This is a genomic window from Roseomonas sp. CECT 9278, assembly GCF_918698155.1.
Lineage (GTDB): Bacteria > Pseudomonadota > Alphaproteobacteria > Acetobacterales > Acetobacteraceae > Neoroseomonas.
Window position 1 is genome coordinate 23,260 of record NZ_CAKKLX010000030.1, and the last position, 19,803, is coordinate 43,062.

Consider the following 19,803-nt stretch of genomic DNA (forward strand, 5'->3'; position numbering starts at 1 on the left):
ATGGCGCGCCGCGCGGGTGACGACGGCGCGCGGCGTGGCCCGCGCAACGCCGCGCCGCCGCGCGGCCTCGACCGTGGCGCACCCCCGCGGGACGTTCATCCCGGCGCGCCCCCGCGCGACCTGACGGCGGTGGCCGCGCGGCTCGGCGTGGTGTTCCGCGACGCGGCGCTGCTGAGCGAGGCGCTGACCCATTCCTCCGCCACCGGCCTGGCCGGTGCCGCGCTGCCGTCGAACGAAAGGCTGGAATTCCTCGGCGACCGCGTGCTCGGCCTGCTGATGGCGGAATGGCTGATCGAACGCTTCCCGACCGAGCGCGAGGGCCTTCTGATGCGCCGCTTCGGCACGCTGGTGGCGGCCGAGACGCTGGCCGGGATCGCCGCGCGGCTCGGCTTGGGCGACGACCTGCTGGTGGCGTCCGACCCCGCCGGGCCGGGCATCCAGACCCGCCCGAACGTGCTGGCGGATGCCATGGAGGCGCTGCTGGGCGCGCTCTACCGCGATGGCGGGTTGGAGGCGGTGCGCCCCTTCTTCCGCCGCATCTACGCCCCGCTGGTCGAGGCCGAGCCGGACCGCCCACCGCTGCCGGCGAAGTCCCGGCTGCAGGAATGGCTGCAGGGCCGCGGCCATCCGCTGCCGGTCTATGCGCTGGTGTCGGCCGAAGGCCCGTCGCATGCGCCGGTCTTCATCGTGACCGTCACCGCCGCGGGGCGGGACGCGCAGGGCAGGGGCGGGACACGGCGCGCGGCGGAACTCGCCGCCGCGGAGGCCTGGCTGGCAGGGGTGGGGACATGAACGGCACGACGACACGCTGCGGCCTGGTTGCCATCGTCGGCGCGCCCAATGCGGGCAAGTCCACGCTGGTGAACCGCATGGCGGGCACCAAGGTGACCATCGTCTCGCCCAAGCCGCAGACCACGCGGTTTCGCATCCGCGCCATCGTCATGCATGGCGGGGCGCAGATGATCCTGGTGGATACGCCGGGCATCTTCGCGCCGCGCCGGCGCCTCGATCGCGCGATGGTCGCGGCCGCCTGGGGTGGCGCGCAGGATGCCGACATCGCGCTGCTGGTGGTCGATGCGCGCGCCGGCGTGACCGATGCCGTGCGGAAAATCGCCGAGGGTCTGGCGAAGTCCCGCCGCCCGGTCTGGCTGGCGCTGAACAAGACCGACCTGATCCCCGGCCCGCGGCTGCTGCCGCTGATCGCGGAGCTGAACGCCATCGTCCCCTTCACCGAGACCTTCATGGTCTCTGCCGAGAAGGGCGACGGCGTCGACCGGCTGCAGGATTACCTGGCGAAGGCGATGCCGGCGGGACCGTACCTGTTCCCCGAGGACGAACTGACGGACCTGCCCAACCGCATGCTGGCGGCCGAGATCGTGCGCGAGCAGATCCTGCGCCAGACGCACCAGGAAGTGCCGCACCATGCCTCGGTGGAAACCGAGCAGTGGACGGAGAACGAAGACGGGTCCGTGCGGGTGGACTGCACGGTGTACGTCTCGCGTGCCACGCAGAAGGCCATCATCATCGGTGAGAAGGGCTCGCGCATCCGCACCATCGGGCAGTCGGCGCGGATCGAATTGACCAAGCTGCTGGACCGCCCGGTGCATCTGTTCCTGAACGTGAAGGAACGCACGGGCTGGGACGAGGAACGCGCACGCATCCGCGCCATCGGGCTGGACGACGCGGGATGAGCGTCGAATGGACCGCCCCAGCCGTGGTGCTGGAGGTCCGCCCGCATGGCGAAGGCGGCGCCGTCGTCTCCCTGCTGACCGAGGAACATGGCCGCCACGCGGGCCTGGCCAAGGGCGGCGGCGCGCGCGCGCAGGCCGGCCTGTGGCTGCCCGGCAACCTGGTCGAGGCGCGCTGGATCGCCCGCCTGCCCGACCAGCTCGGCGCGCTCACCGCCGAGATGGTCCACCCCGCCGCCGCGCTGGCCATGGAGGACCCGCTGGCGCTGGCGCTGCTGTCATCGGCCTGCGCCATCGCCGCCGATGCGCTGCCCGAACGCGAACCGCACCCGCGCGCCTTCCATGCGCTGGTCTCGGTCATCGCCCACCTGGCCGGCGGCGCCGAATCCGTGCTGGCCGACTACATCCGCTGGGAAGCGCTGGTGCTGGGCGAACTCGGCTACGGGCTGAACCTTGACTCCTGCGCGGTGACGGGCGTGACCGAGGGCCTGACCCACGTTTCCCCGCGCACCGGCCGCGCGGTCAGCGCCGGCGCCGCCGCGCCCTATACCGGCCGGCTGTTGCCGCTGCCGGCCTCCCTGCGCGACGGCGACAGCGCCGGCGACCCCGCCGCCTGGGATGCCGGCCTGCGCCTGACCGGCCATTTCCTGGAGCGCGACGCCTTCGGCGCCCGCCACCGCCCGGTGCCCGAGGCGCGCCACCGCCTGGCCGACCGCGTGGCGGCGCTGGCCGGCACTTCCGGCGGCGCCCTCAGTTTCTGAGTGCGGCCTCGACCACCGCGCCGACGAAGCTCGGGACATCAAATCCCATCGCCGATCCAACGCGTTGCGCGGCCTTCAGGTCTAGCGGCGGCTTTCCCGCGGCCAAGGCTTCAAGGAAAGCCGGCGCTACTGAGGCCCTCTCCGCCAAGAGGTCGGCGCTGCAATCGCTATCGTTGAGCGCGGCGGTGAAGGCGCGCGACAAGCCCTGTTCGCGCAGCATGGCCCGAAACTCGCCCACGCGATTGAGCCTTCGCGTGCTCGGATCGCGCGAGTCGATGAAACCGCGGCGCTTGCGAAGCCACGCGTACGCTACGGCACCGTCTAGCTTGCCTGGCTCGCCGGGCCGCCGGGCTGTCTCCATCTTTATGTTTTCGTTGCTGAGGGAATTGCGGACGGCTGGCTCGGTCATGCCTGCCAACAGCGCGAGTTCGCGTACCGTTAGATCGAACTCCTGTTCCAACTGCCAACGTGCGAACGCCAGATCAGTGACGATCCGGCACTTGCTGTCGGGAATTCCCATCGGCGAGCGATCACCCGTAGACGATTGCTGGACCGCGCTCTGCCGGAACTCATTGATATCTTGAGCGCGATCGTCACCAAACCGCTCGGGATTACCGGTCTGAAACGCGTAGTCGTAGGCAATGTCCATGTAGGCAGTGACACGAAAGCGCGCGAGGTCGAAGCAATTCGGATCGTCTTCCGCGTAAGGGTAGGCGGCATTGTCGGAACGGAAGCCGGCGAGCACCTCGGCGGCCTCGGCGCTGCCATAGGCCGCGATGTGGTTGGCCATAGCGCGGACCACCAGCTTCAATTCGTTGAACATCTGGTTCTTCGTGAAAGGCGGCTTTGGCATGTCGCGTGCCTTAGTGAGTGAGTTGCACAAGCTGCGTGCGCAGCGCTTCACGAGCAGCATCCAGCGGTCCAGGGCTTGTCTTCGCGGACAAGGCTGACGCCGCTTTGCGCTGAAGGAAATAGGCTATGCGTTCCGCGTTTGCGCCCGACGGATGTGGAAGGCCCGCGAGCACGCGGCGCGCATCAAGCAATCCCGAACGGGCGAGGTATTGCACGGCTACCCCGGCTTTAGGCCCGAGCGGCAGCCAGAGCGCATTCGGCAGGCGGCGAGCCTCCTCAGCAAGGCTGGTGTCCACCATTCGAAGCAGATAGGGCGTCTTCAGCATATCCGGTGCGCCGTTGTAGTTCGCGCCTCCGATGAACACCGGATAGCGGAGCGCCGATGTGAAGTGAACCAACTCGCGCGCCGGTTCGAACACAGCGCTGCAACTCGCCACGCCCAGCATCCGCTGCGCCCCGATATGGTCGAGCATATCGATGAGGTTCGTGCGCATGGCTCCGCTGAATGAACCCTTCAGCTTGGCAATTCGGGAGGCTGCCGCCGGGTCGTTGCCATTTCGGAGCGCCGTGCGGAAGGCGTCGAGAGCCTTCTCCGCCTGTGTTGCGCCCGGCGTGATACCCACGACGACAAGTCTCGCCGACGCAGGAACGTTGTCGAAAGGCGCCCACACGACCGACAGGGCGCCCTCAGCGTGCAACGTCAGTGCCGCAAGCATGGCGCCTTCGAGAAAGTTGGCACTCCGATATTCGGCAACGATCGGAGCGAAATGGGACGCGAGGTTTTGGGGCTGCGTGTTGCTGATCATGGCTCTCACGTTATTGATTCCGATATTGATGCAGGGACCGAGGATTACAGGCGAGAAATGCGATGCTTGCGATGGCCCGCTGTGACGACCGCGCCATCTTCGGACACGACGACGTAGGTCCGGCCAAACCAGCGCTCGAACATCGAGTAAGCGCGGTCGCCGCCGAGCGCGTCCCGGATGCGCCTACGGGCGGCTTTGTCCACGTATCGGACCTCGCACCCATCGTGGCTTTGGCTTACCGAACCCTCGCTATGGATCAGGGAAACCACCAGCGCCGGGATTGCGCGCTGCTGCATGCGGCGCTGGCCATGTCGCGTCAGCAGGATGTCCATCTTTCGCTTTCCTCACCTTTCTCGCTCATCGCGTTTCGATGATTAAAGTGAATCATGAAAATCAGATTCAAGCAAGAGGAAAAGTGAATATGTGATCTCATAATTATCACATTTGTTATTCATGGATGGGTGACGCGGCTGGGCGGCGTTCCGGCTACCCAATTGGGGATCAACGCGGTAAGCCCCCGCCACCGAGAACGAAGCACGAATCATCCCCATGCCCGACGACATCAAGGCCCCGCCGGACGAGGGCGGCCACACCCGCGAAACCAAGTTCGCCGAGGCGCTGTCCGAGCGCTACCTCGCCTATGCCCTGTCCACCATCACCGCCCGCTCCCTGCCGGATGTGCGCGACGGGCTGAAGCCCGTTCATCGCCGCCTGCTCTGGGCGATGCACCAGCTGCGGCTCGACCCCGAGGCCGGCTTCAAGAAGTGCGCGCGCATCGTCGGCGACGTGATGGGCAAGTACCACCCGCATGGCGACAGCAGCATCTACGAAGCCCTGGTGCGCCAGGCGCAGGATTTCGCCGCGCGCTACCCGCTGGTCGAAGGCCAGGGCAATTTCGGCAATATCGACGGCGATAACGCCGCGGCCATGCGCTACACCGAGGCGCGCCTGACGCAGGTCGCGCAATCGATGCTGGATGGCATCGAGGAAAACGCCGTCGATTTCCGCGCCACCTATGATGGCGAGGAACGCGAGCCCGTCGTCCTGCCGGCGGCCTTCCCGAACCTGCTGGCCAATGGTGCCGCGGGCATCGCGGTCGGCATGGCGACCTCCATCCCGCCGCACAATGCCGGCGAGCTGTGCGATGCCGCGCTGGCGCTGATCGCCGACCCGAACGCCGACCTGCTCGCCCACATCAAGGGCCCCGACTTCCCCACCGGCGGCGTGCTGGTCGAATCCGCCGAGAGCATCCGCGAGGCCTACGAGACCGGCCGCGGCGGCTTCCGCGTGCGTGCGCGGTGGGAGACCGAGCGCCTGAAGAACGGCACCTGGCAGATCGTGGTGACCGAGATCCCCTACCAGGTGCAGAAGGCGCGGCTGATCGAGCAGATCGCGGCCCTGCTGGAGGAGAAGAAGCTCCCGCTGCTGGGCGACGTGCGGGACGAAAGCACCGACGTGGTGCGCCTGGTGCTGGAACCCAAGTCCCGCACGGTGGAACCCGCCGTGCTGATGGAGACGATGTTCCGCGCCACCACGCTGGAATCGCGCTTCCCGCTGAACATGAACGTGCTGGACGCCGATCGCACGCCGCGCGTGATGTCGCTGCGCGAGGTGCTGCGATCCTGGCTCGACCACCGCCATGTCGTGCTGGTGCGCCGCACCGAACACCGCCTCGCGGCGATCGCGCGCAGGCTGGAAATCCTCGACGGCTACCTGATCGCGTACCTCAACCTCGATGAGGTGATCCGCATCATCCGCGCCGAGGACGAACCCAAGCCGGTGCTGATGGCGACCTTCTCGCTGACCGACCTGCAGGCCGATTCCATCCTCAACATGCGCCTGCGCAGCCTGCGCAAGCTCGAGGAAATGGAGATCAGGAAGGAGCACAAGAAGCTCAGCGCGGAACAGAAAAAGCTGCAGGGCCTGATGTCCTCCGACGCCAAGCGCTGGGCCGCCATCGCCGAGGAAATCGCCGCCACGCGCGCCGCCTTCGGCGACGGCCCGCTCGGCAAGCGCCGCACCGAGACCGGCCGCATCCTGCCCGCCGTGCTGGTCGACGAGACCGCCTTCGTCGAACGCGAACCCATCACCGTCATCCTGTCTGAGAAAGGCTGGATCCGCGCGCAGAAGGGGCACATCCCGCTCGATGGCGAGATCCGCTTCAAGGAAGGCGACAGCCTGCTGGTCGCGCTCCACGCGGAGACCACCGACCGCATCGTGGTGTTTGCCACCAACGGCAAGGCCTACACCATCAAGGCCGATACGCTGCCGCGCGGGCGCGGCGACGGCCAGCCGGTGCGCCTGCTGCTCGACCTCACCAACGAGGTCGCGGTGGTGGCCATGTTCGTCCACCGCGACGCCACGCGCTTCCTGGTCGCGGCCAGCGACGGCAAGGGCTTCATCGTGAAGGGCGAGGATTTGCTGGCGGAAAAGCGCACCGGCAAGCAGGTGATGAACATCGACCCGCCCAACGAGGCGGCGCTGTGCGTGCCCGCCGAGGGCGACACCGTCGCGGTGATCGGCGAGAACCGCAAGCTGCTGGTCTTCCCGATCGACCAGGTGCCCGAGATGTCGCGCGGCCGCGGCGTGCAACTGCAGGCCTATCGCGATGGCGGGCTGTCGGACGCCAAGGTGTTCAACCGCGCCGATGGCCTGTCCTGGACGCTGGGGGAACGCACGCGGACCGAGGGCGACCTGCGTGCCTGGATGGGCAATCGCGCCGGCGCGGGCAAGGCGCCGCCCAACGGCTTCCCGAAGGGCAACCGCTTCGAATAGGCATTCCTTGCGTCGAACCGGAGGCCAGGCCCATCATTCCCCGGCGTTAGGGGAACCAGCCCATGGCCCTCGAACCCGCCGGCGCGGCAAAGTCGCTCACGGTCTTCTACGCCACCAACCGCCTGCGCGAGACGGACGGCTTCCACAAGGAAAGCGGCCAGCCGCCGGATGACCGCGCGCTGTGGCTTGGCAAGGCGTCGGTGCAGGTGCTGGGCGACCCGGGGAACACGGAAGGCGCGCGCGGGCTCCTGACCCATCCCGAGATTCCCGGCGACGACGATTTCGCGAAGCCCGACAAGGGGCCGGCGGCGAAGCTGCTGGATGCCTGGCTCGACACCGCGAAGGCGCGCGGCGCCGTGGCGCTGTTCTTCATCCATGGGTTCTCGAACAGCTTCACCGACGCCCTCACGCGCGCGACGCAGATCGCGGAATTCTACAGCGACCATGTCGCGCTCGCGCCCCTGGCCTTCTCCTGGCCCTCCGATGGCCAGGTCTTCGATCCCAAGTCGATGCTCCTCGACCCGGCCGGCAACGCCATACGGCAGTACCGGGCGGACCAGGCGGATGCGAAGCGCGCCGGCGGGGCGCTCGGGCGGCTGCTGCGGGAGGTGCATCGCGCCCGCCTGCGCGCGATCAAGCGCGGCGCGCTCCCGCGCATGGTCCTGCTGGCGCACAGCATGGGCAACCTGGCGCTCGCCTCGGGCCTGGGCGCGATGCGCCACGGCCTGATGACGACCGCGATGGCCGGCACCTTCGACCATGCGGCGCTGGTCGCAGCCGACGTGCCCGACACCATGATCGTCGCGCCGGAACCGCTCGCCGACATCACCCAGCTCGCTGCCGCGGTGACCGTGGTCACCAACGATGATGGCACGCTCTGGATTGCCAGCAGCATCGCCAATGACGGGTCGCGCCGGCTTGGCCACTACGGGCCGCCGCGCCTCGACTTGTTGCCGCCGCAGGTGATGGTGGTGGACTACGCCACGGGGCTGCTGGCCGAGGATTCGAAACCGCATCTCAAGAACGGCGGCACGAGCTGGGACACCGTCCACCACCAGTACTATCGCAACGACATGAAGGCGCGCGCTGATCTCGCGGCGGTGCTGGCGGGCACCGATCCGCCGACGCGCGACACCTTGCCCCTGGCCGAGCAGGAGGTGTGGTCGTTGAGCGGCCGGCGCCGGCGCCACGCCGCGTTGCGCTTCACCGGGCCGTAGCGCCGTTTCCGCTCGCTTCGGCTCGCCGCAACGTCCACAGGTCGTTGTTTTTCCGCGCGTCTTGACCGACCCAGGCAGTCCGTCGAGCGGGTGATGCCCGGGCACCGGTCCGCGCAGCCGTGAGCGGCCGCGGCGGCGGTCAGCCAACCGATCGCGCGGCCTTCATCACGCATCCCCGCGCGCAGGCGTGCTCAGTCCGTCGCGCGCAGGCGCGCTCAGTCCGTCGCGCGCAGGCGCGCTCAGTCCGTCGCGCGCAGGCGCGCTCAGTCCGTCGCGCGCAGGCGTGCTCAGTCCGTCGCGCGCAAGCCCAGCCGCGCGATCACCGCGTTCCAGCGCGCTGCCTCGCGTGCCTGGAAGGCCGCGAAAACCGCGGGCGAGGTGCCCAGGAACTCGGTGCCGGTCTGGTCCAGGCCGGCGCGCGCCGATGGGTCGGTGTCGATCGCGGCGCGGATCACCTGCGCCAGGCGCTGCGCCACCTCGGGCGAAAACCCCGCCGGCGCCACCACGCCCGTCCAGCCATGGAAGGCCGTGTCGGACAGGCCCGCTTCCGCGAAGGTCGGCACCTCCGGCAAGGTCCACAGCCGCGCATCGCCCGACTGCACGATGGCGCGCAGCGCGCCCGCGCGCAGATGCGGCAGCGTGGCCGACGGCACGTTGAACATCGCCTGCACCCGCCCCGACACCAGGTCGAGCGTCGCCGGCGGGAAGCCGCGATAGGGCACATGCACCAGGTCCAGCCCAAGCCGCGCCTTCAGCTCCTCCATCGCCAGGTGCGTCACCGTGCCCGCGCCGATCGACGCATAGGACAGCGCGCCGGGATGCGCCCGCGCATGCGCCACGAAGCCCGCCCAGTCATGCACCGGCAGCGCGGGATGCACCGCCAGCACGAAGGGCACGCGCACCAGCAGCGAGACCGGCGTGAAGTCGCCCGCGGGGTCATAGGGCAGCGCCGGGTTCAGCGCCCGCGCCGTGGTGGTCGGCCCGCCCAGCACCAAGCCCAGCGCATGCTGGTCGCGCGCCTGCGCCACCGCCGCGGCGGCCAGCGTGCCGCCGGCCCCCGGGCGGTTCTCGACCACGAAGGGCTGGCCGAAGGCGCTGGCCAGGTGCGGCGCCAGGGCGCGGGCGATCAGGTCCGCCTGGCCGCCGGGCGGCAGCCCGACCACCAGGCGCACCGGCCGTTCGGGCCAGGGGGCCTGCGCCAGCGCGCGGCGCGCGGCCACGGCCGCGATCGACGCGCCGACCACGCGCCGCCGGCGCAGGTAGCCGACAGCCAGGCGCGGGGGATGGCGGAAAGGGCGAAGCGAAGCGGACATGGGGCACTCCTGCCTGGATGGGATCCGGGGTTGGGTGCGCCGCGCCTTGTGGTTGTTGCGCTTGCGGGGCGGGCGAATGCTGCCCCATCCGGCGCGGCGCTGTCCATCGCCGCCTGCAGCGCAGGTCACGCGCCGCGCCCGGCCCGGCGTGACGCCGGTCACGGCCCGGTGAAGCATTGCAGTGGCAACCCACGCCGCGCCCGGCGAGATTGTTCCGCCAGCGCCCCGAGCGGCGGGGTGAGGGCGCAGCCAGGAGACCACGACCATGGCCATCAAGGACGACATCGTCAGCTTCCTGAAGACCGACGCCGCCATCCAGCGGATCAACTTCAAGATGGACGGCTTTCTGGTCTATCCGCAGGCCTATGCCGTCGATATTGCCGGACTGGTGGCGCGCGACCTGATCAGGGTCAAGACGACCACGAGCCTGGATGACGACGTCTATGCATCGTACTTCGTGGACTACAACCAGTTCTGGATCAGGCCGGGATTCAGCACCACCAGCGACGATGACTGCTCGGCCCTGGTGCACGAGGCCACGCACGCGCACATGGACTACAAGGCGCTCGGCATGAAGCCGATCGAATGGAGCGAGGCGATCGCCTACCTGGCCGAGGCCTTCTACCGCGAGGCCAGGCGGCTCAAGCCGCTCACCGACCACTTCATCCGCGCGAAGGCCCATTCGCTGGCGAAGCGCATGCTGGCCTCGGGCCAGTACGAGGTGCCCGCCGACGTTGCCCGGTCGATGATCATGGCCGCCAAGGCCGAGCCCCACTACGTGAAGAAGGCGCGCGGCTCCAGCACCAGCTTCGCGCAGCCCTTCGTGAACTTCGACGGGTTCTGACGCCCGCCCGCCGGCGCCGCGCGGTTCAGCCCGCGCGCACCAGCACGTGCCGCTTGCGCCCGGCGGACAGCTTCGCCGCGCCGTCGCGCAGGTCGGCCGCGGTGACGCTCAGCGCCGCGTCGCTGACCACCGCGTCGTTCAGCCGCAGCCCGTTCTGCGCGATCAGCCGCCGCGCCTCGCCCTTGCTGGCCGCCAGCCCCGCGGCCACGGCCAGGTCCACGAAGGCGGCCGGCAGCGCGGCGGTGATGGCGGGCAGGGTGTCGGCGGCGGCCCCTTCCTCGAAGGCGCGGCGCGCGGTCTCGGCGGCCTGGTCGGCGGCGGCGCGGCCATGCAGCAGCGCGGTCGCCTCGGTGGCGAGCACCTTCTTCGCCTCGTTCACCTCGGCCCCGGCCAGCGCGCCCAGGCGCCGCACCTCGTCCATCGGCAATTCGGTGAAGAGCGCCAGGAAGCGCGCCACATCCGCGTCCTCGGTGTTGCGCCAGAACTGCCAGTAGTCATAGGGGGACAGCCGGTCGGGGTTCAGCCACACCGCCCCCGCGGCGGTCTTGCCCATCTTCTGGCCGGATGCGGTGGTCAGCAGGTGGGTGGTCACGGCATGCGCCTCGCCGCCGGCCATGCGGCGGATCAGGTCCGCACCCAGCACGATGTTCCCCCACTGGTCCGACCCGCCCATCTGCAGCACGGCGCCGTGGCGGCGGTGCAGCTCCAGGTAGTCGTAGGATTGCAGCAGCATGTAGTTGAATTCGAGGAAGCTCAGCGGCTGGTCGCGCTCGAGGCGCAGCCGCACGGAATCCATGGTCAGCATCCGGTTCACACTGAAGTGCCGGCCCACATCGCGCAGGAACGGGATGTAGTGCAGCGCGTCCAGCCATTCGGCGTTGTCGAGCATCAGCGCGCCGGCGTCGAAGTCCAGCAGGGCTTCGAAGGTGCGGCGGATGCCGGCCTTGTTGGCCTCGATGGTGGCCTCGGTCAGCAATTGCCGCGCCTCGTCCTTGCCGGACGGGTCGCCCACCTTGGTGGTGCCGCCGCCGATCAGTGCGATCGGCTTGCCGCCCGTGCGCTGCAACAGGCGCAGCAGCATGGTCGGCAGCAGGTGGCCCACATGCAGGCTGTCGGCCGTGCAGTCATAGCCGATATAGGCGACCAGCCCGCCCTTGTTCAGCGCGGCATCGAGCGCCGCCTCGTCGGTGGTCTGGTGGATGTAGCCGCGTTCCTTCGCGATGCGCAGGAAGTCGCTGTTCGGGCCAGTCATGGTGTCGTCCTGGTGAAGCGGGGACTTCCGCCGGAAGGGCTGCGGGGCTAGCACGTCAGGAGAATGCTGAGAACCATCGGGCTCATGAGCGGCACCTCCCTGGATGGGGTGGACGCCGCCTACCTGGAGACGGACGGCGAGGCGATCCAGCGGATCGGCCCGCGCCTGACGCTGCCCTATGACCCGAAGCTGCGCCGCGCCCTGCGCGCGTTGCTCGACCGCGCCGAGACGCTGTCCGCCACCGACCCCGAATTGCTCGATGCCATCCGCCGCATCACCGACCGCCATGCCGAGGCGGTGGAGGCGATCGGGCTCGAAGCCGACCTGGTCGGCTTCCACGGCCAGACCATCCTGCACCGCCCCCCCGTGGCCGGGCGCAACATCACGCCCTTCACCTGGCAGGTCGGCGACGCGGCGGCGCTGGCCAAGCGCACCGGCATGACGGTGGCCTACGACTTCCGCAGCGCCGACGTGGCCGCGGGCGGGCAGGGGGCACCGCTGGTGCCGGTGTTCCATCGCGCGCTGTCCGCGCCGCTGCCCAAGCCGCTCGCGATCCTGAACCTGGGCGGGGTGGCGAACGTCACCTGGCTTGGCCCCGATGGCGAGATGCTGGCCTTCGACACCGGCCCCGCCAACGGCCCGCTGGATGACTGGGCGCGCCAGCACACCGGCAAGGACTACGACGCGGCTGGCAGGCTGGCGCTGGCCGGCCAGGCGGATGGCGCGGTGCTCGGGCGGCTGATGGCGCATCCGTATCTGTCGGCGCCGCCACCCAAGTCGCTCGACCGGCTGGATTTCGACCGCGCGCTGAAGGAAGCGGGTGCGGCGGAACTCTCCGCGGCCGACGGCGCGGCGACGCTGTGCGCCTTCTGCGCGGTCTGCGTGGCGGCCGCCGCGCGGCTGTTCCCGGAACCGCCGCTGCAATGGCTGGTGGCCGGCGGCGGGCGGCGCAACCCGGCGATCATGAAGGCGCTGGCCGGCGCGCTGGAGGAACCGGTGCGCCCGGTCGAGGTCGCGGGCTGGGACGGCGATGCGCTGGAAGCGCAGGCCTTCGGGTTGCTGGCGGCGCGGGTGGCGAAGGGGATGCCGATCACCTTCCCGGGGACGACGGGGGTGCGCCAGCCGCTCAAGGGCGGGCGGATCGTGGGGTCGCTGTTGTAAGTGCGGGGGCGCTGCCCCCGGCCCCCGCCGGGGTGACAGTGTCACCCCGGACCCCGCCGAAAGTCAGCCCGCCAACGACGGCAGCCTCCGCCCCAATCTCTCCAATATCTCCGCCCCCAACGGATGCGGGTCCACACACGGCCTCCGCCCATGCGGCGGCGCGATCCCCGCCCGCTTCGCGAAGAACGGCTTGCCATACGCGGCGAAGTGCTCCGCGGTGCGCGGCATCATCATGAAGGTCGCGATCGGCAGCACCGACCGGTGCAGCGACTCCGCCGCCTCCTCCTCGCCCGCCGCCATCAAATCCCAGATCCGCGCCTGCACATCCGCCACATCCGGCGCCGGGATCATCCCCGCGCAGCCGATCCGGAAGGTGTCAGTCAGTTCCAACCCGGCCAGGCCGTTGAACAACGAGAACACCCCCTCGGTCTCCTCGATCAGGCGCTTCACGTAAAGGATCGGGCCCTCGCCCTTCATCATGCGGAAATGCGGATGCGCGCGATGCAGCGTCATCAGCGCGCCGGCCGACAGCGCCACATCCATCATCGACGGATTGTTCTGCGGCCCACAGGGGATCGACACCGCCTCCGCCAGCGCGCCCATGAAGCGCACCAGCGCCGCCTCGCTCATGCCCGCGATCTGCGGCGGCTGCAGGATCAGCCAGGCGGCGCCGGCGGCCTGCGCGGCCTGCGCCACCTCCCGCGCGGCAGCCACGCCGGCCTCGTTCACCGTCACCGCCACGGGCAGCCGCCCGCCGACATCCTCCAGCACCCAGTCGATGATCGTGCGGCGTTCGACCAGAGTCAGCTTGTGGAATTCGGTGACCAGGCCGAGCACCGCGATGCCATGCGCGCCGCCACGGATGCAGGCCTCGACCTGCGCGCGCATCGCGCCGCGGTCGAGCCGTTCCTGCTCATCGAAGAAGGCATAGAGGATCGGCCAGACGCCTTTCATTCTTGTGCCCTCAAACGGCGGGCGCCGGCATCCGCCGGCTTGCCTTCGCGCCATGCCCTGCCGCGCCGTGGGCGACGGGTGGTTTGGGCGCGGTCGCGCCGTGCGCTCCCGGATCGTGCAGGCGCACGATCCGAGTCGTCGTGCGTCGCTGGATCGGCGGGCGCCGGACGGTTGGGTTGCGCGCCACGCAGCGTCGCGCCGCGGGTGACAGGTGTTCTGGGCTCGGTCGCGCCGTGCGCAACCGGACCGTGCTTCGCACAAACCACAGCGTGTGCTGCACGGGGCAGGCGATGCGCCGCTGTGCAGGGCATGCCGTTGCGCGCCACCACGCCCATCGCGCTCACTCCCGCCACGGATGCTGCGCCCACAGCGCCTCGTAGCGCGCCTTCAGCGCCTGCAACTCGGCCAGGTATTCGGGCGGGGCCAGGAAGCGCAGCGGCAGGTTCTGCTGCGCCGCCAACGCCTTGAAATCGTCGTTCTCGACCGTGCGGCGCACCGACAGCGCCAGGCGCTCCAGCACCTCCGGCGGCATGCCGGCGGGGGCGGCCATGCCGCGCATCGACCCTTCCACGATGTCGAGCCCCGCTTCCTTCAGGGTCGGCACGCTCGCCGCGGGCTCCCAGCGCGTCGCACCCATCTGGATGATCGGGCGCAGCACGCCCTGGCGCCATTCGTTCATGCCCTCGGCCATGTTCATCACGGCCAGCGGGATCGACCGCGACATCAGGTTCTGCTTGACCTGCGACGACCCGGCGAAGGGGATGTGCAGGAACTGCGTGCCGGTCGCGCGCTGGATCGCCAGGATCGCCAGGTGGTCGTCCGAACCGATGCCGGTGGTGCCATAGCCGATGGTGCCCGGCGCGGCGCGCGCCGCCGCCAGCAGGCCCTGGAAGTCGCGGATCGGGTTGTCGTTGAGCACCCAGATGCCGCCGGGATCGTCGACGATGTTCGCGATCAGCGCGAAGTCATCGAGCTTGAAGCGGGCGCGCCGCTCGATCGGGATGGTGACGATGGTGGGCGTGTTGATGAAGCCGATGGTGTAGCCATCCGGCCGCGCGCGGGCCAATTCGCTGAAGCCGATCTCGCCGCCCGCGCCGGGGCGGTTCAGCACCACGACGGTCTGCCCCAGGTCGCGTTCCATGAAGCGCGCGATGGTGCGCGCCGCGGCGTCGGTGCCGCCGCCCGGGGCGAAGGCGACGATCATCGTGATCTGCCGGTCGGGGCGCCAGCCGCCCTGCGCCTGTGCGAGCGCCGGCGCGGCAAGCGTCGCTGCGATCACGCCGCGGCGCGTCAGGGGGTGCGTCATGGCGCGTTCTCCTCCGGATCCTGGCGCGCAGGATGCCCGCTGCCACGCCGGCGCGATAGCCCGCGACCGGCTGCGAGGCTGCGCGCCTGACCGGGCCGACACCCGACTGCCCCGCCACATGTGATCCAGGCCATGGCGCGTCGCCCGCCGGTGGCGGAGCCTGTCCATGGTTCCCGTGCGTGCCCCTGCTGCGGGGGCACGAGATCCGGCGCATCCCGCCCGGACATGCAAAAGGCCGCCGGTGGTGCCGGCGGCCTTGCACGAATTCGGCGCGCAGGCGCGGATCAGTCGGCCGCGAGCGCCATCCGGCTGCGGTTCAGCACGCCCATCACATGGTCCTCGGCGGCATCGACCACCTTCTCGGTCTGCTCGGGCGTGAAGACATGCCCAGCACCCGGCATCACGCGGTAGTCGATGGTGATGCCCTTCTGGGTGTTCAGCTTGTCGACCAGCTTGCGCACCGACGGTTCGGGCACCAGTTCGTCGTCGGCGCCGTGGAAGATCAGCCCGTTGCAGGGGCAGGGGGCCAGGAAGCCGAAATCGTAGTGCGATGCCGGCGCGCTGATCGAGATGAACCCGCCCATCTCGGGCCGGCGCATCAGCACCTGCATCCCGACATAGGAGCCGAAGGAATACCCCGCGCACCACAGCATGGACGCGTTGGGGTTCACCGCCTGCAGGAAATCCAGGCCCGCACAGGCGTCCGAGACCTCGCCGATGCCGCCATCATAGCGGCCCTGGCTGCGGCCCACGCCGCGGTAGTTGAAGCGCAACACCGAGAAGCCTATCGCCTGGAAACGCTGGTACAGGCTGTAGGACACCCGGTTGTTCATGGTCCCGCCATGCAGCGGGTGGGGGTGCAGGATCAGGGCCACCGGGGCATTGGGGCGCTTCGAATGATGATAACGTCCTTCGAGCCGGCCATCCGGCCCGGCGAACATGACCTCGGGCATCGTGCGTTCAGTCCAATGCGCTCTGCCGCAGGCCAATGGCCCGGCACGCCCCTGGGGGCGAAGCCGACGGCCGCGGCGACCTGCCGCACGTTTGGGGAACCTCGCTTGGTGGGCGCGGGGGCGCCCGACCAGGGAATGCGATCGATGCGGCCCATTCTTGACCGCAATAGTCGGAAAAGGGCATCCTTCGTCCCGAAGCGCCGCTTCGCAGGAAAAATGATGCTCCTTCAACAAAGGCGCAGAGCATTCCGTGGTGCCCCGGGGGAGGTTCCCGTGTCCCGGAGCCCCGGCACTATACGGAGGCCGGTCGGGTTTTCATAACAGAATCACGACAGGACCCCCATGTGTGACATGCCGGTCAGGGTTGCGAAGGGAGCGGAGTAGGCCATGCGCTTGTCCACCCGCGGACGCTACGCCGTGATGGCGATGGTCGAGATTGCCGCGCGCGAATGCCACAACCAGGGCTGCGTCGACGGCCGCCCGGTGACCCTGCACGAGATCGCCACCGCCCAGCACTTGTCCGTCGCCTACCTCGAACAGCTGTTCGCCCGGCTGCGCCGCGCCGGCCTGGTCGCCTCGGCCCGCGGGCCGGGGGGTGGCTATCGGCTGGCCCGCCCGCCCGCCGGCATTGCCATCGCCGAGGTGGTCGCGGCCGCCGACGAACCCATCGTCGCCACCCGCTGCGAGGATGGCGGCCCGGGCTGCCTGGCCGGCGAACGATGCCTGACGCACGACCTCTGGGCCGAGCTCGGCGACCAGATCCGGCTGTTCCTGGGCGGGGTCACGCTGGCCGACGTGGTCGGACAGCGCATCATCGGCCGCGCCCGCGCCCCGGCCGGGCCGGAGGCGGCGCAGGGCGGCGGCCCGTGAGCCTGTCGCTCGACGCCAATGCGACCGAGCCCCTGCGGCCCGAGGCGCGCGCCGCGGTGCTCGCCGCGCTCGACCTGCCGGGCAATCCGTCCTCGGTCCATGCCGAAGGCCGCGCAGCGCGGCGCCTGCTGGAGGATTGCCGCGCCACCCTGGCGCGGCGCTTCGGCGCGCGCCCGCAGGATGTGGTCTTCACCGCCGGCGGCACCGAGGCGAATGCGCTGGCCGTCCAGGGCCTGTCCGCCGGGCGCCGCGTGCTGGCGGGCGCCACCGAGCACCCCGCCGTCCTGCGCGCCGCGCCAGGTGCCACGCTGCTGCCGGTGCTGGGCGATGGCACGATCGACCTGTCGGCGCTGGCGGCGGCGCTCGCGCAGGGCGGCCCGGCCCTGGTCTGCCTGATGGCGGCGAACAACGAGACCGGCGTGCTGCACCCGATCGCCGAGGCCGCCGCCCTGTGCCGCGCGCATGGCGCACTGCTGCATGTCGATGCGGTGCAGGCGGCGGGCCGCGTGCCGACCCTGCTGGGCGATGCCGACAGCCTGGCCATCTCCGGCCACAAGATGGGCGGGCCGAAGGGGGCGGGGGCGCTGGTGCTGCGCGCGGGGCGCGACCCGGTGGCGGTGATCGCCGGCGGCGGGCAGGAACGCGGCCGGCGCGGCGGGACCGAGCCGCTGCCCGCCATCGCCGGCCTTGCCGCCGCGGCCGCCGCGGCGCAGCCCGATCCGCGCCTGGGGGTGCAGCGCGACGCCATCGAATCGGCGATCGCCGCCCTCGCGCCCGAGGCGCGCTTCCCCGGCGCGACCGCACCGCGCCTGGCCAATACCTCCGCCATCACCCTGCCGGGCATACCGGCCGAGACGCAGGTGATCGCGCTCGACCTCGCGGGCATCCGGGTCTCGGCGGGTGCGGCGTGTTCCTCGGGCAAGGTCGCCGAGTCGCATGTGCTGGCGGCGATGGGGCTGGGGGCCGACGCGGCCTGCACCATTCGCGTCTCGTTGCCCTGGAACGCGCCGGAGGATGCGGCCGCGCGGTTCATCGCGGGCTGGGCGTCGATGCGCGAACGTGTGCGGCGCCAGGCGGCGTGAGCGCATCGGCGGCGGTCCATGGCTGGGCGCCGCCGGCGAGGGGCGCGCGCTGCCGTCCTGCGACGCTTGCATCGTTGTCGCGGTCATCTTCACCTGAACGGAGGAGGTCAACCGATCAGGCACAGACGCTCCCGAAAGCCATGGGCGCTGCGGCGCGCCCGGGCTCTGGCGCTCCTCCACCACCACCCGGGACGCGACCCCGGCCCCATGTGTTCACGGACATCTGTTGTCCGGTCGGATGGTTCCACCTGATCGCGATGCGCGTCAGCGCGGCGGCGTGGCGACGCAGTCATTGCCGCGGCTGGTGAAGCTCACGACCCGTCCTTCGACGATTTCGAAGGTGGTGTCGCATTGCCAGGTCTGCACGCTGACGCCGCCACCCCAGCCCCAGCCCGGCAGCACATCCGCCGTGACCATGCGGCGTTCGTATTGCAGGAAGCTGCGGTTGCCGGCCTGGAAACTGCGGACGGGCACGCCGAGCGACGCCACCAGGTCGGCTTCCGGCTGGCCGACATAGCGCCCCATGCGGGCCTCGAAGCCTTGCCGGGTGGCGCAGCCCTGCACCAGCAGGGCGCTGCCGAGCGCCAGGGCGATCGCCGTCAATCCTCGCGCCATGCGCGCACCGCCTTTCGATCGTGGTCGCGGCGGCCTGGCCGGGGCAGGGCGCGACCCGCGCCGCGCCGCCGCGGGGAGACGCACCGCAGGGCGCAGCACTAGAACAATTGCGAATCATTCGCAATAATGGGCGTGACCCTGGAACACCAAGGTCGCGTCGGGCGCCGCGCGGCCGGCACCGCGCCTGTGCCCCCCCCCCGGGCGGCGCCGGCCGCGCGCGAAGGTCGGTCCATGCCGCCTGGGTGGCGCGATGCTGTCTTGCCTACCACCCGGAGCGCCGGCGCCTCCCGCTGCTCGCGGGCCGGCGGGCGACCGTCACCCCTGGTGGTGGCGGCGGCGCGCTGCCTGCCCGCCCGCGGGCTGCCGCGCGCCGCAATCCCCGCGCTACTGCAGTTCAGGGATGACCCAGAGCGGCGCCTCGCCACGCGCCACCCGCTGGCAATTGTCGAAGGCATTGCGGAAGCGCGCCGGCTGGTTGTCCCAGGTCGGGCCGGCATAGTGCGGCGTCAGCACCACGTTCGGCATCTTGAACAGCGGGTTGTCGGCCGGCGGCGGCTCCTGGTCGAACACATCGAGCCCCGCGCCGGCGATCACCCCGCCGTCCAGCGCCGCGATCAGCGCCTGCTCGTCGACCACCGGGCCGCGGCAGGTGTTCACCAGGTAGGCGGTGGGCTTCATCATCGCCAGCGCCTGCGCGCCGATCATGTGCCGCGACGCCGGCGTCAGCGGCACATGCAGGGAGACGATGTCCGAGCTCCGCAGGATCTCGTTCAGCAGCCGGAAGCGGACATCCAGCGCGTCCTCCTCGGCTTCCGAGACGCGCTTGATGTCGTAGTACTGCACCCGCATGCCGAAGGCGTTCGCCAGGCGCGCCACCTTCTTGCCGATCGCCCCCAGCCCGACCAGGCCGAGCACCTTGTCGCGCAGTTCGAACAGCTTCACCGACCCGGGATTGTTGCCGCGCCAGCGGCCGCTGACCACGCTCTCGTGCTGCCAGACCAGGCGGCGGCAGGTCGCCATCATCAGCATGATGGCGTGCTCGGACACCGCCGTGGAATTGGCTCCGCCATTGTTGCAGACCGGGATGCCCGCACCGCGCGCGGCCTCGATGTCCACGGTGTCGTAGCCGGCGGACAGCAGCTGGAACAGCTTGAGCTTCGGCGCGCCGGCGTAGAAGCCCGCATCGACCGCCTTGTTGCCGAAGCCCACCAGGAAATCGGCGCCGGGCAGGGCGGCCTTGAAGGCGTCGGAGCCGAAGGGGGCGACCACCAGTTCCATGCCGGGCGGCGCGATCTCGCGCGCGGTGGGGATGTCGGAGAGCGGGCTCTCCATCATGAGAATCCTGGGTGCCATG

19 protein-coding genes are annotated in these 19,803 nt (G+C 70.4%); 9 read left to right on the top strand and 10 right to left on the bottom strand.

The features are described 5' to 3' along the window. Genes rnc through recO form a run of 3 tightly spaced genes read left to right on the top strand, consistent with a single transcriptional unit; the run spans position 1 to position 2,449 of the window. Positions 1–792 carry a ribonuclease III gene (gene rnc, locus LQ222_RS17865; RefSeq protein WP_230168198.1) on the top strand — a complete coding sequence of 264 codons (792 nt, stop codon included), beginning with the start codon at positions 1–3 and terminating at the stop codon, positions 790–792. Continuing rightward, positions 789–1,691, top strand: a complete 903-nt coding sequence (gene era / locus LQ222_RS17870) for a GTPase Era (protein WP_230168199.1) — start codon at positions 789–791, stop codon at positions 1,689–1,691. Before rnc ends, era begins: the two co-directional genes overlap by 4 nt. Beyond that, positions 1,688–2,449: a DNA repair protein RecO gene (gene recO, locus LQ222_RS17875; RefSeq protein ID WP_230168200.1), complete on the top strand. Its 762-nt coding sequence runs from the start codon at positions 1,688–1,690 to the stop codon at positions 2,447–2,449. The genes era and recO overlap by 4 nt, the downstream gene beginning before the upstream one ends. On the opposite strand, the gene LQ222_RS17880 is transcribed toward recO, so the two are convergent. The 3 genes from LQ222_RS17880 to LQ222_RS17890 are packed head-to-tail and all read right to left on the bottom strand — an operon-like array spanning position 2,439 to position 4,439. Then, positions 2,439–3,362, bottom strand: a complete 924-nt coding sequence (locus tag LQ222_RS17880) for a hypothetical protein (RefSeq protein WP_230168201.1) — start codon at positions 3,360–3,362, stop codon at positions 2,439–2,441. The two genes, recO and LQ222_RS17880, sit on opposite strands and share 11 nt — an antisense overlap. Beyond that, positions 3,313–4,107 carry a hypothetical protein gene (locus tag LQ222_RS17885; RefSeq protein WP_230168202.1) on the bottom strand — a complete coding sequence of 265 codons (795 nt, stop codon included), beginning with the start codon at positions 4,105–4,107 and terminating at the stop codon, positions 3,313–3,315. The genes LQ222_RS17880 and LQ222_RS17885 overlap by 50 nt, the downstream gene beginning before the upstream one ends. Positions 4,108–4,151: 44 nt before the next feature. Beyond that, positions 4,152–4,439, bottom strand: a complete 288-nt coding sequence (locus LQ222_RS17890; RefSeq protein ID WP_230168203.1) for a hypothetical protein — start codon at positions 4,437–4,439, stop codon at positions 4,152–4,154. 217 nt (positions 4,440–4,656) lie between these two features. Here LQ222_RS17890 and parC point away from each other — a divergent pair, with 217 nt between their 5' ends. Next, on the top strand, positions 4,657–6,882 hold the full coding sequence (gene parC, locus LQ222_RS17895; protein ID WP_230168204.1) for a DNA topoisomerase IV subunit A: 2,226 nt from the start codon (positions 4,657–4,659) through the stop codon (positions 6,880–6,882). 62 nt (positions 6,883–6,944) lie between these two features. Then, complete coding sequence (locus LQ222_RS17900) at positions 6,945–8,099, top strand: alpha/beta hydrolase (RefSeq protein ID WP_230168205.1); 1,155 nt, start codon at positions 6,945–6,947, stop codon at positions 8,097–8,099. 287 nt (positions 8,100–8,386) lie between these two features. Here LQ222_RS17900 and LQ222_RS17905 read toward each other — a convergent pair whose 3' ends face one another. Continuing rightward, positions 8,387–9,412 carry a tripartite tricarboxylate transporter substrate binding protein gene (locus tag LQ222_RS17905; RefSeq protein WP_230168206.1) on the bottom strand — a complete coding sequence of 342 codons (1,026 nt, stop codon included), beginning with the start codon at positions 9,410–9,412 and terminating at the stop codon, positions 8,387–8,389. Positions 9,413–9,677: 265 nt separating this feature from the next. Here LQ222_RS17905 and LQ222_RS17910 point away from each other — a divergent pair, with 265 nt between their 5' ends. After that, complete coding sequence (locus LQ222_RS17910) at positions 9,678–10,256, top strand: DUF4419 domain-containing protein (RefSeq protein WP_230168207.1); 579 nt, start codon at positions 9,678–9,680, stop codon at positions 10,254–10,256. A gap of 25 nt (positions 10,257–10,281) precedes the next feature. On the opposite strand, the gene tyrS is transcribed toward LQ222_RS17910, so the two are convergent. Then, the gene (gene tyrS / locus LQ222_RS17915) at positions 10,282–11,508 is read right to left on the bottom strand and encodes a tyrosine--tRNA ligase (RefSeq protein ID WP_230168208.1); all 1,227 of its coding nucleotides are present in this window, start codon (positions 11,506–11,508) and stop codon (positions 10,282–10,284) included. 66 nt (positions 11,509–11,574) lie between these two features. On the opposite strand from tyrS, the gene LQ222_RS17920 reads away from it, so the two are divergent. After that, positions 11,575–12,669, top strand: coding sequence for an anhydro-N-acetylmuramic acid kinase (locus LQ222_RS17920; protein WP_230168231.1), 1,095 nt, complete (start codon positions 11,575–11,577; stop codon positions 12,667–12,669). Positions 12,670–12,732: 63 nt separating this feature from the next. On the opposite strand, the gene LQ222_RS17925 is transcribed toward LQ222_RS17920, so the two are convergent. The 3 genes from LQ222_RS17925 to LQ222_RS17935 all read right to left on the bottom strand — a co-directional run bounded on the left by LQ222_RS17925 (position 12,733) and on the right by LQ222_RS17935 (position 15,882). Next, positions 12,733–13,623 carry a dihydrodipicolinate synthase family protein gene (locus LQ222_RS17925; protein WP_230168209.1) on the bottom strand — a complete coding sequence of 297 codons (891 nt, stop codon included), beginning with the start codon at positions 13,621–13,623 and terminating at the stop codon, positions 12,733–12,735. Between the two features lie 340 nt (positions 13,624–13,963). Further along, positions 13,964–14,929, bottom strand: a complete 966-nt coding sequence (locus LQ222_RS17930; protein WP_230168210.1) for a tripartite tricarboxylate transporter substrate binding protein — start codon at positions 14,927–14,929, stop codon at positions 13,964–13,966. A 284-nt stretch (positions 14,930–15,213) separates the two neighbouring features. After that, on the bottom strand, positions 15,214–15,882 hold the full coding sequence (locus LQ222_RS17935; protein ID WP_230168211.1) for an alpha/beta hydrolase: 669 nt from the start codon (positions 15,880–15,882) through the stop codon (positions 15,214–15,216). 387 nt (positions 15,883–16,269) lie between these two features. On the opposite strand from LQ222_RS17935, the gene LQ222_RS17940 reads away from it, so the two are divergent. Together LQ222_RS17940 and LQ222_RS17945 are read left to right on the top strand one after the other, a co-directional pair. Beyond that, positions 16,270–16,752 (top strand): Rrf2 family transcriptional regulator, encoded by a 483-nt coding sequence (locus LQ222_RS17940; RefSeq protein ID WP_230168212.1) that lies wholly within the window; start codon positions 16,270–16,272, stop codon positions 16,750–16,752. Positions 16,753–16,754: 2 nt separating this feature from the next. Then, positions 16,755–17,834 (top strand): cysteine desulfurase family protein, encoded by a 1,080-nt coding sequence (locus LQ222_RS17945; RefSeq protein WP_230168232.1) that lies wholly within the window; start codon positions 16,755–16,757, stop codon positions 17,832–17,834. A gap of 264 nt (positions 17,835–18,098) precedes the next feature. On the opposite strand, the gene LQ222_RS17950 is transcribed toward LQ222_RS17945, so the two are convergent. Both LQ222_RS17950 and LQ222_RS17955 read right to left on the bottom strand, forming a co-directional pair. After that, the gene (locus LQ222_RS17950) at positions 18,099–18,449 is read right to left on the bottom strand and encodes a hypothetical protein (protein WP_230168213.1); all 351 of its coding nucleotides are present in this window, start codon (positions 18,447–18,449) and stop codon (positions 18,099–18,101) included. Positions 18,450–18,833: 384 nt separating this feature from the next. Beyond that, the gene (locus tag LQ222_RS17955) at positions 18,834–19,802 is read right to left on the bottom strand and encodes a 2-hydroxyacid dehydrogenase (RefSeq protein ID WP_230168214.1); all 969 of its coding nucleotides are present in this window, start codon (positions 19,800–19,802) and stop codon (positions 18,834–18,836) included. Position 19,803: the final 1 nt, after the last annotated feature.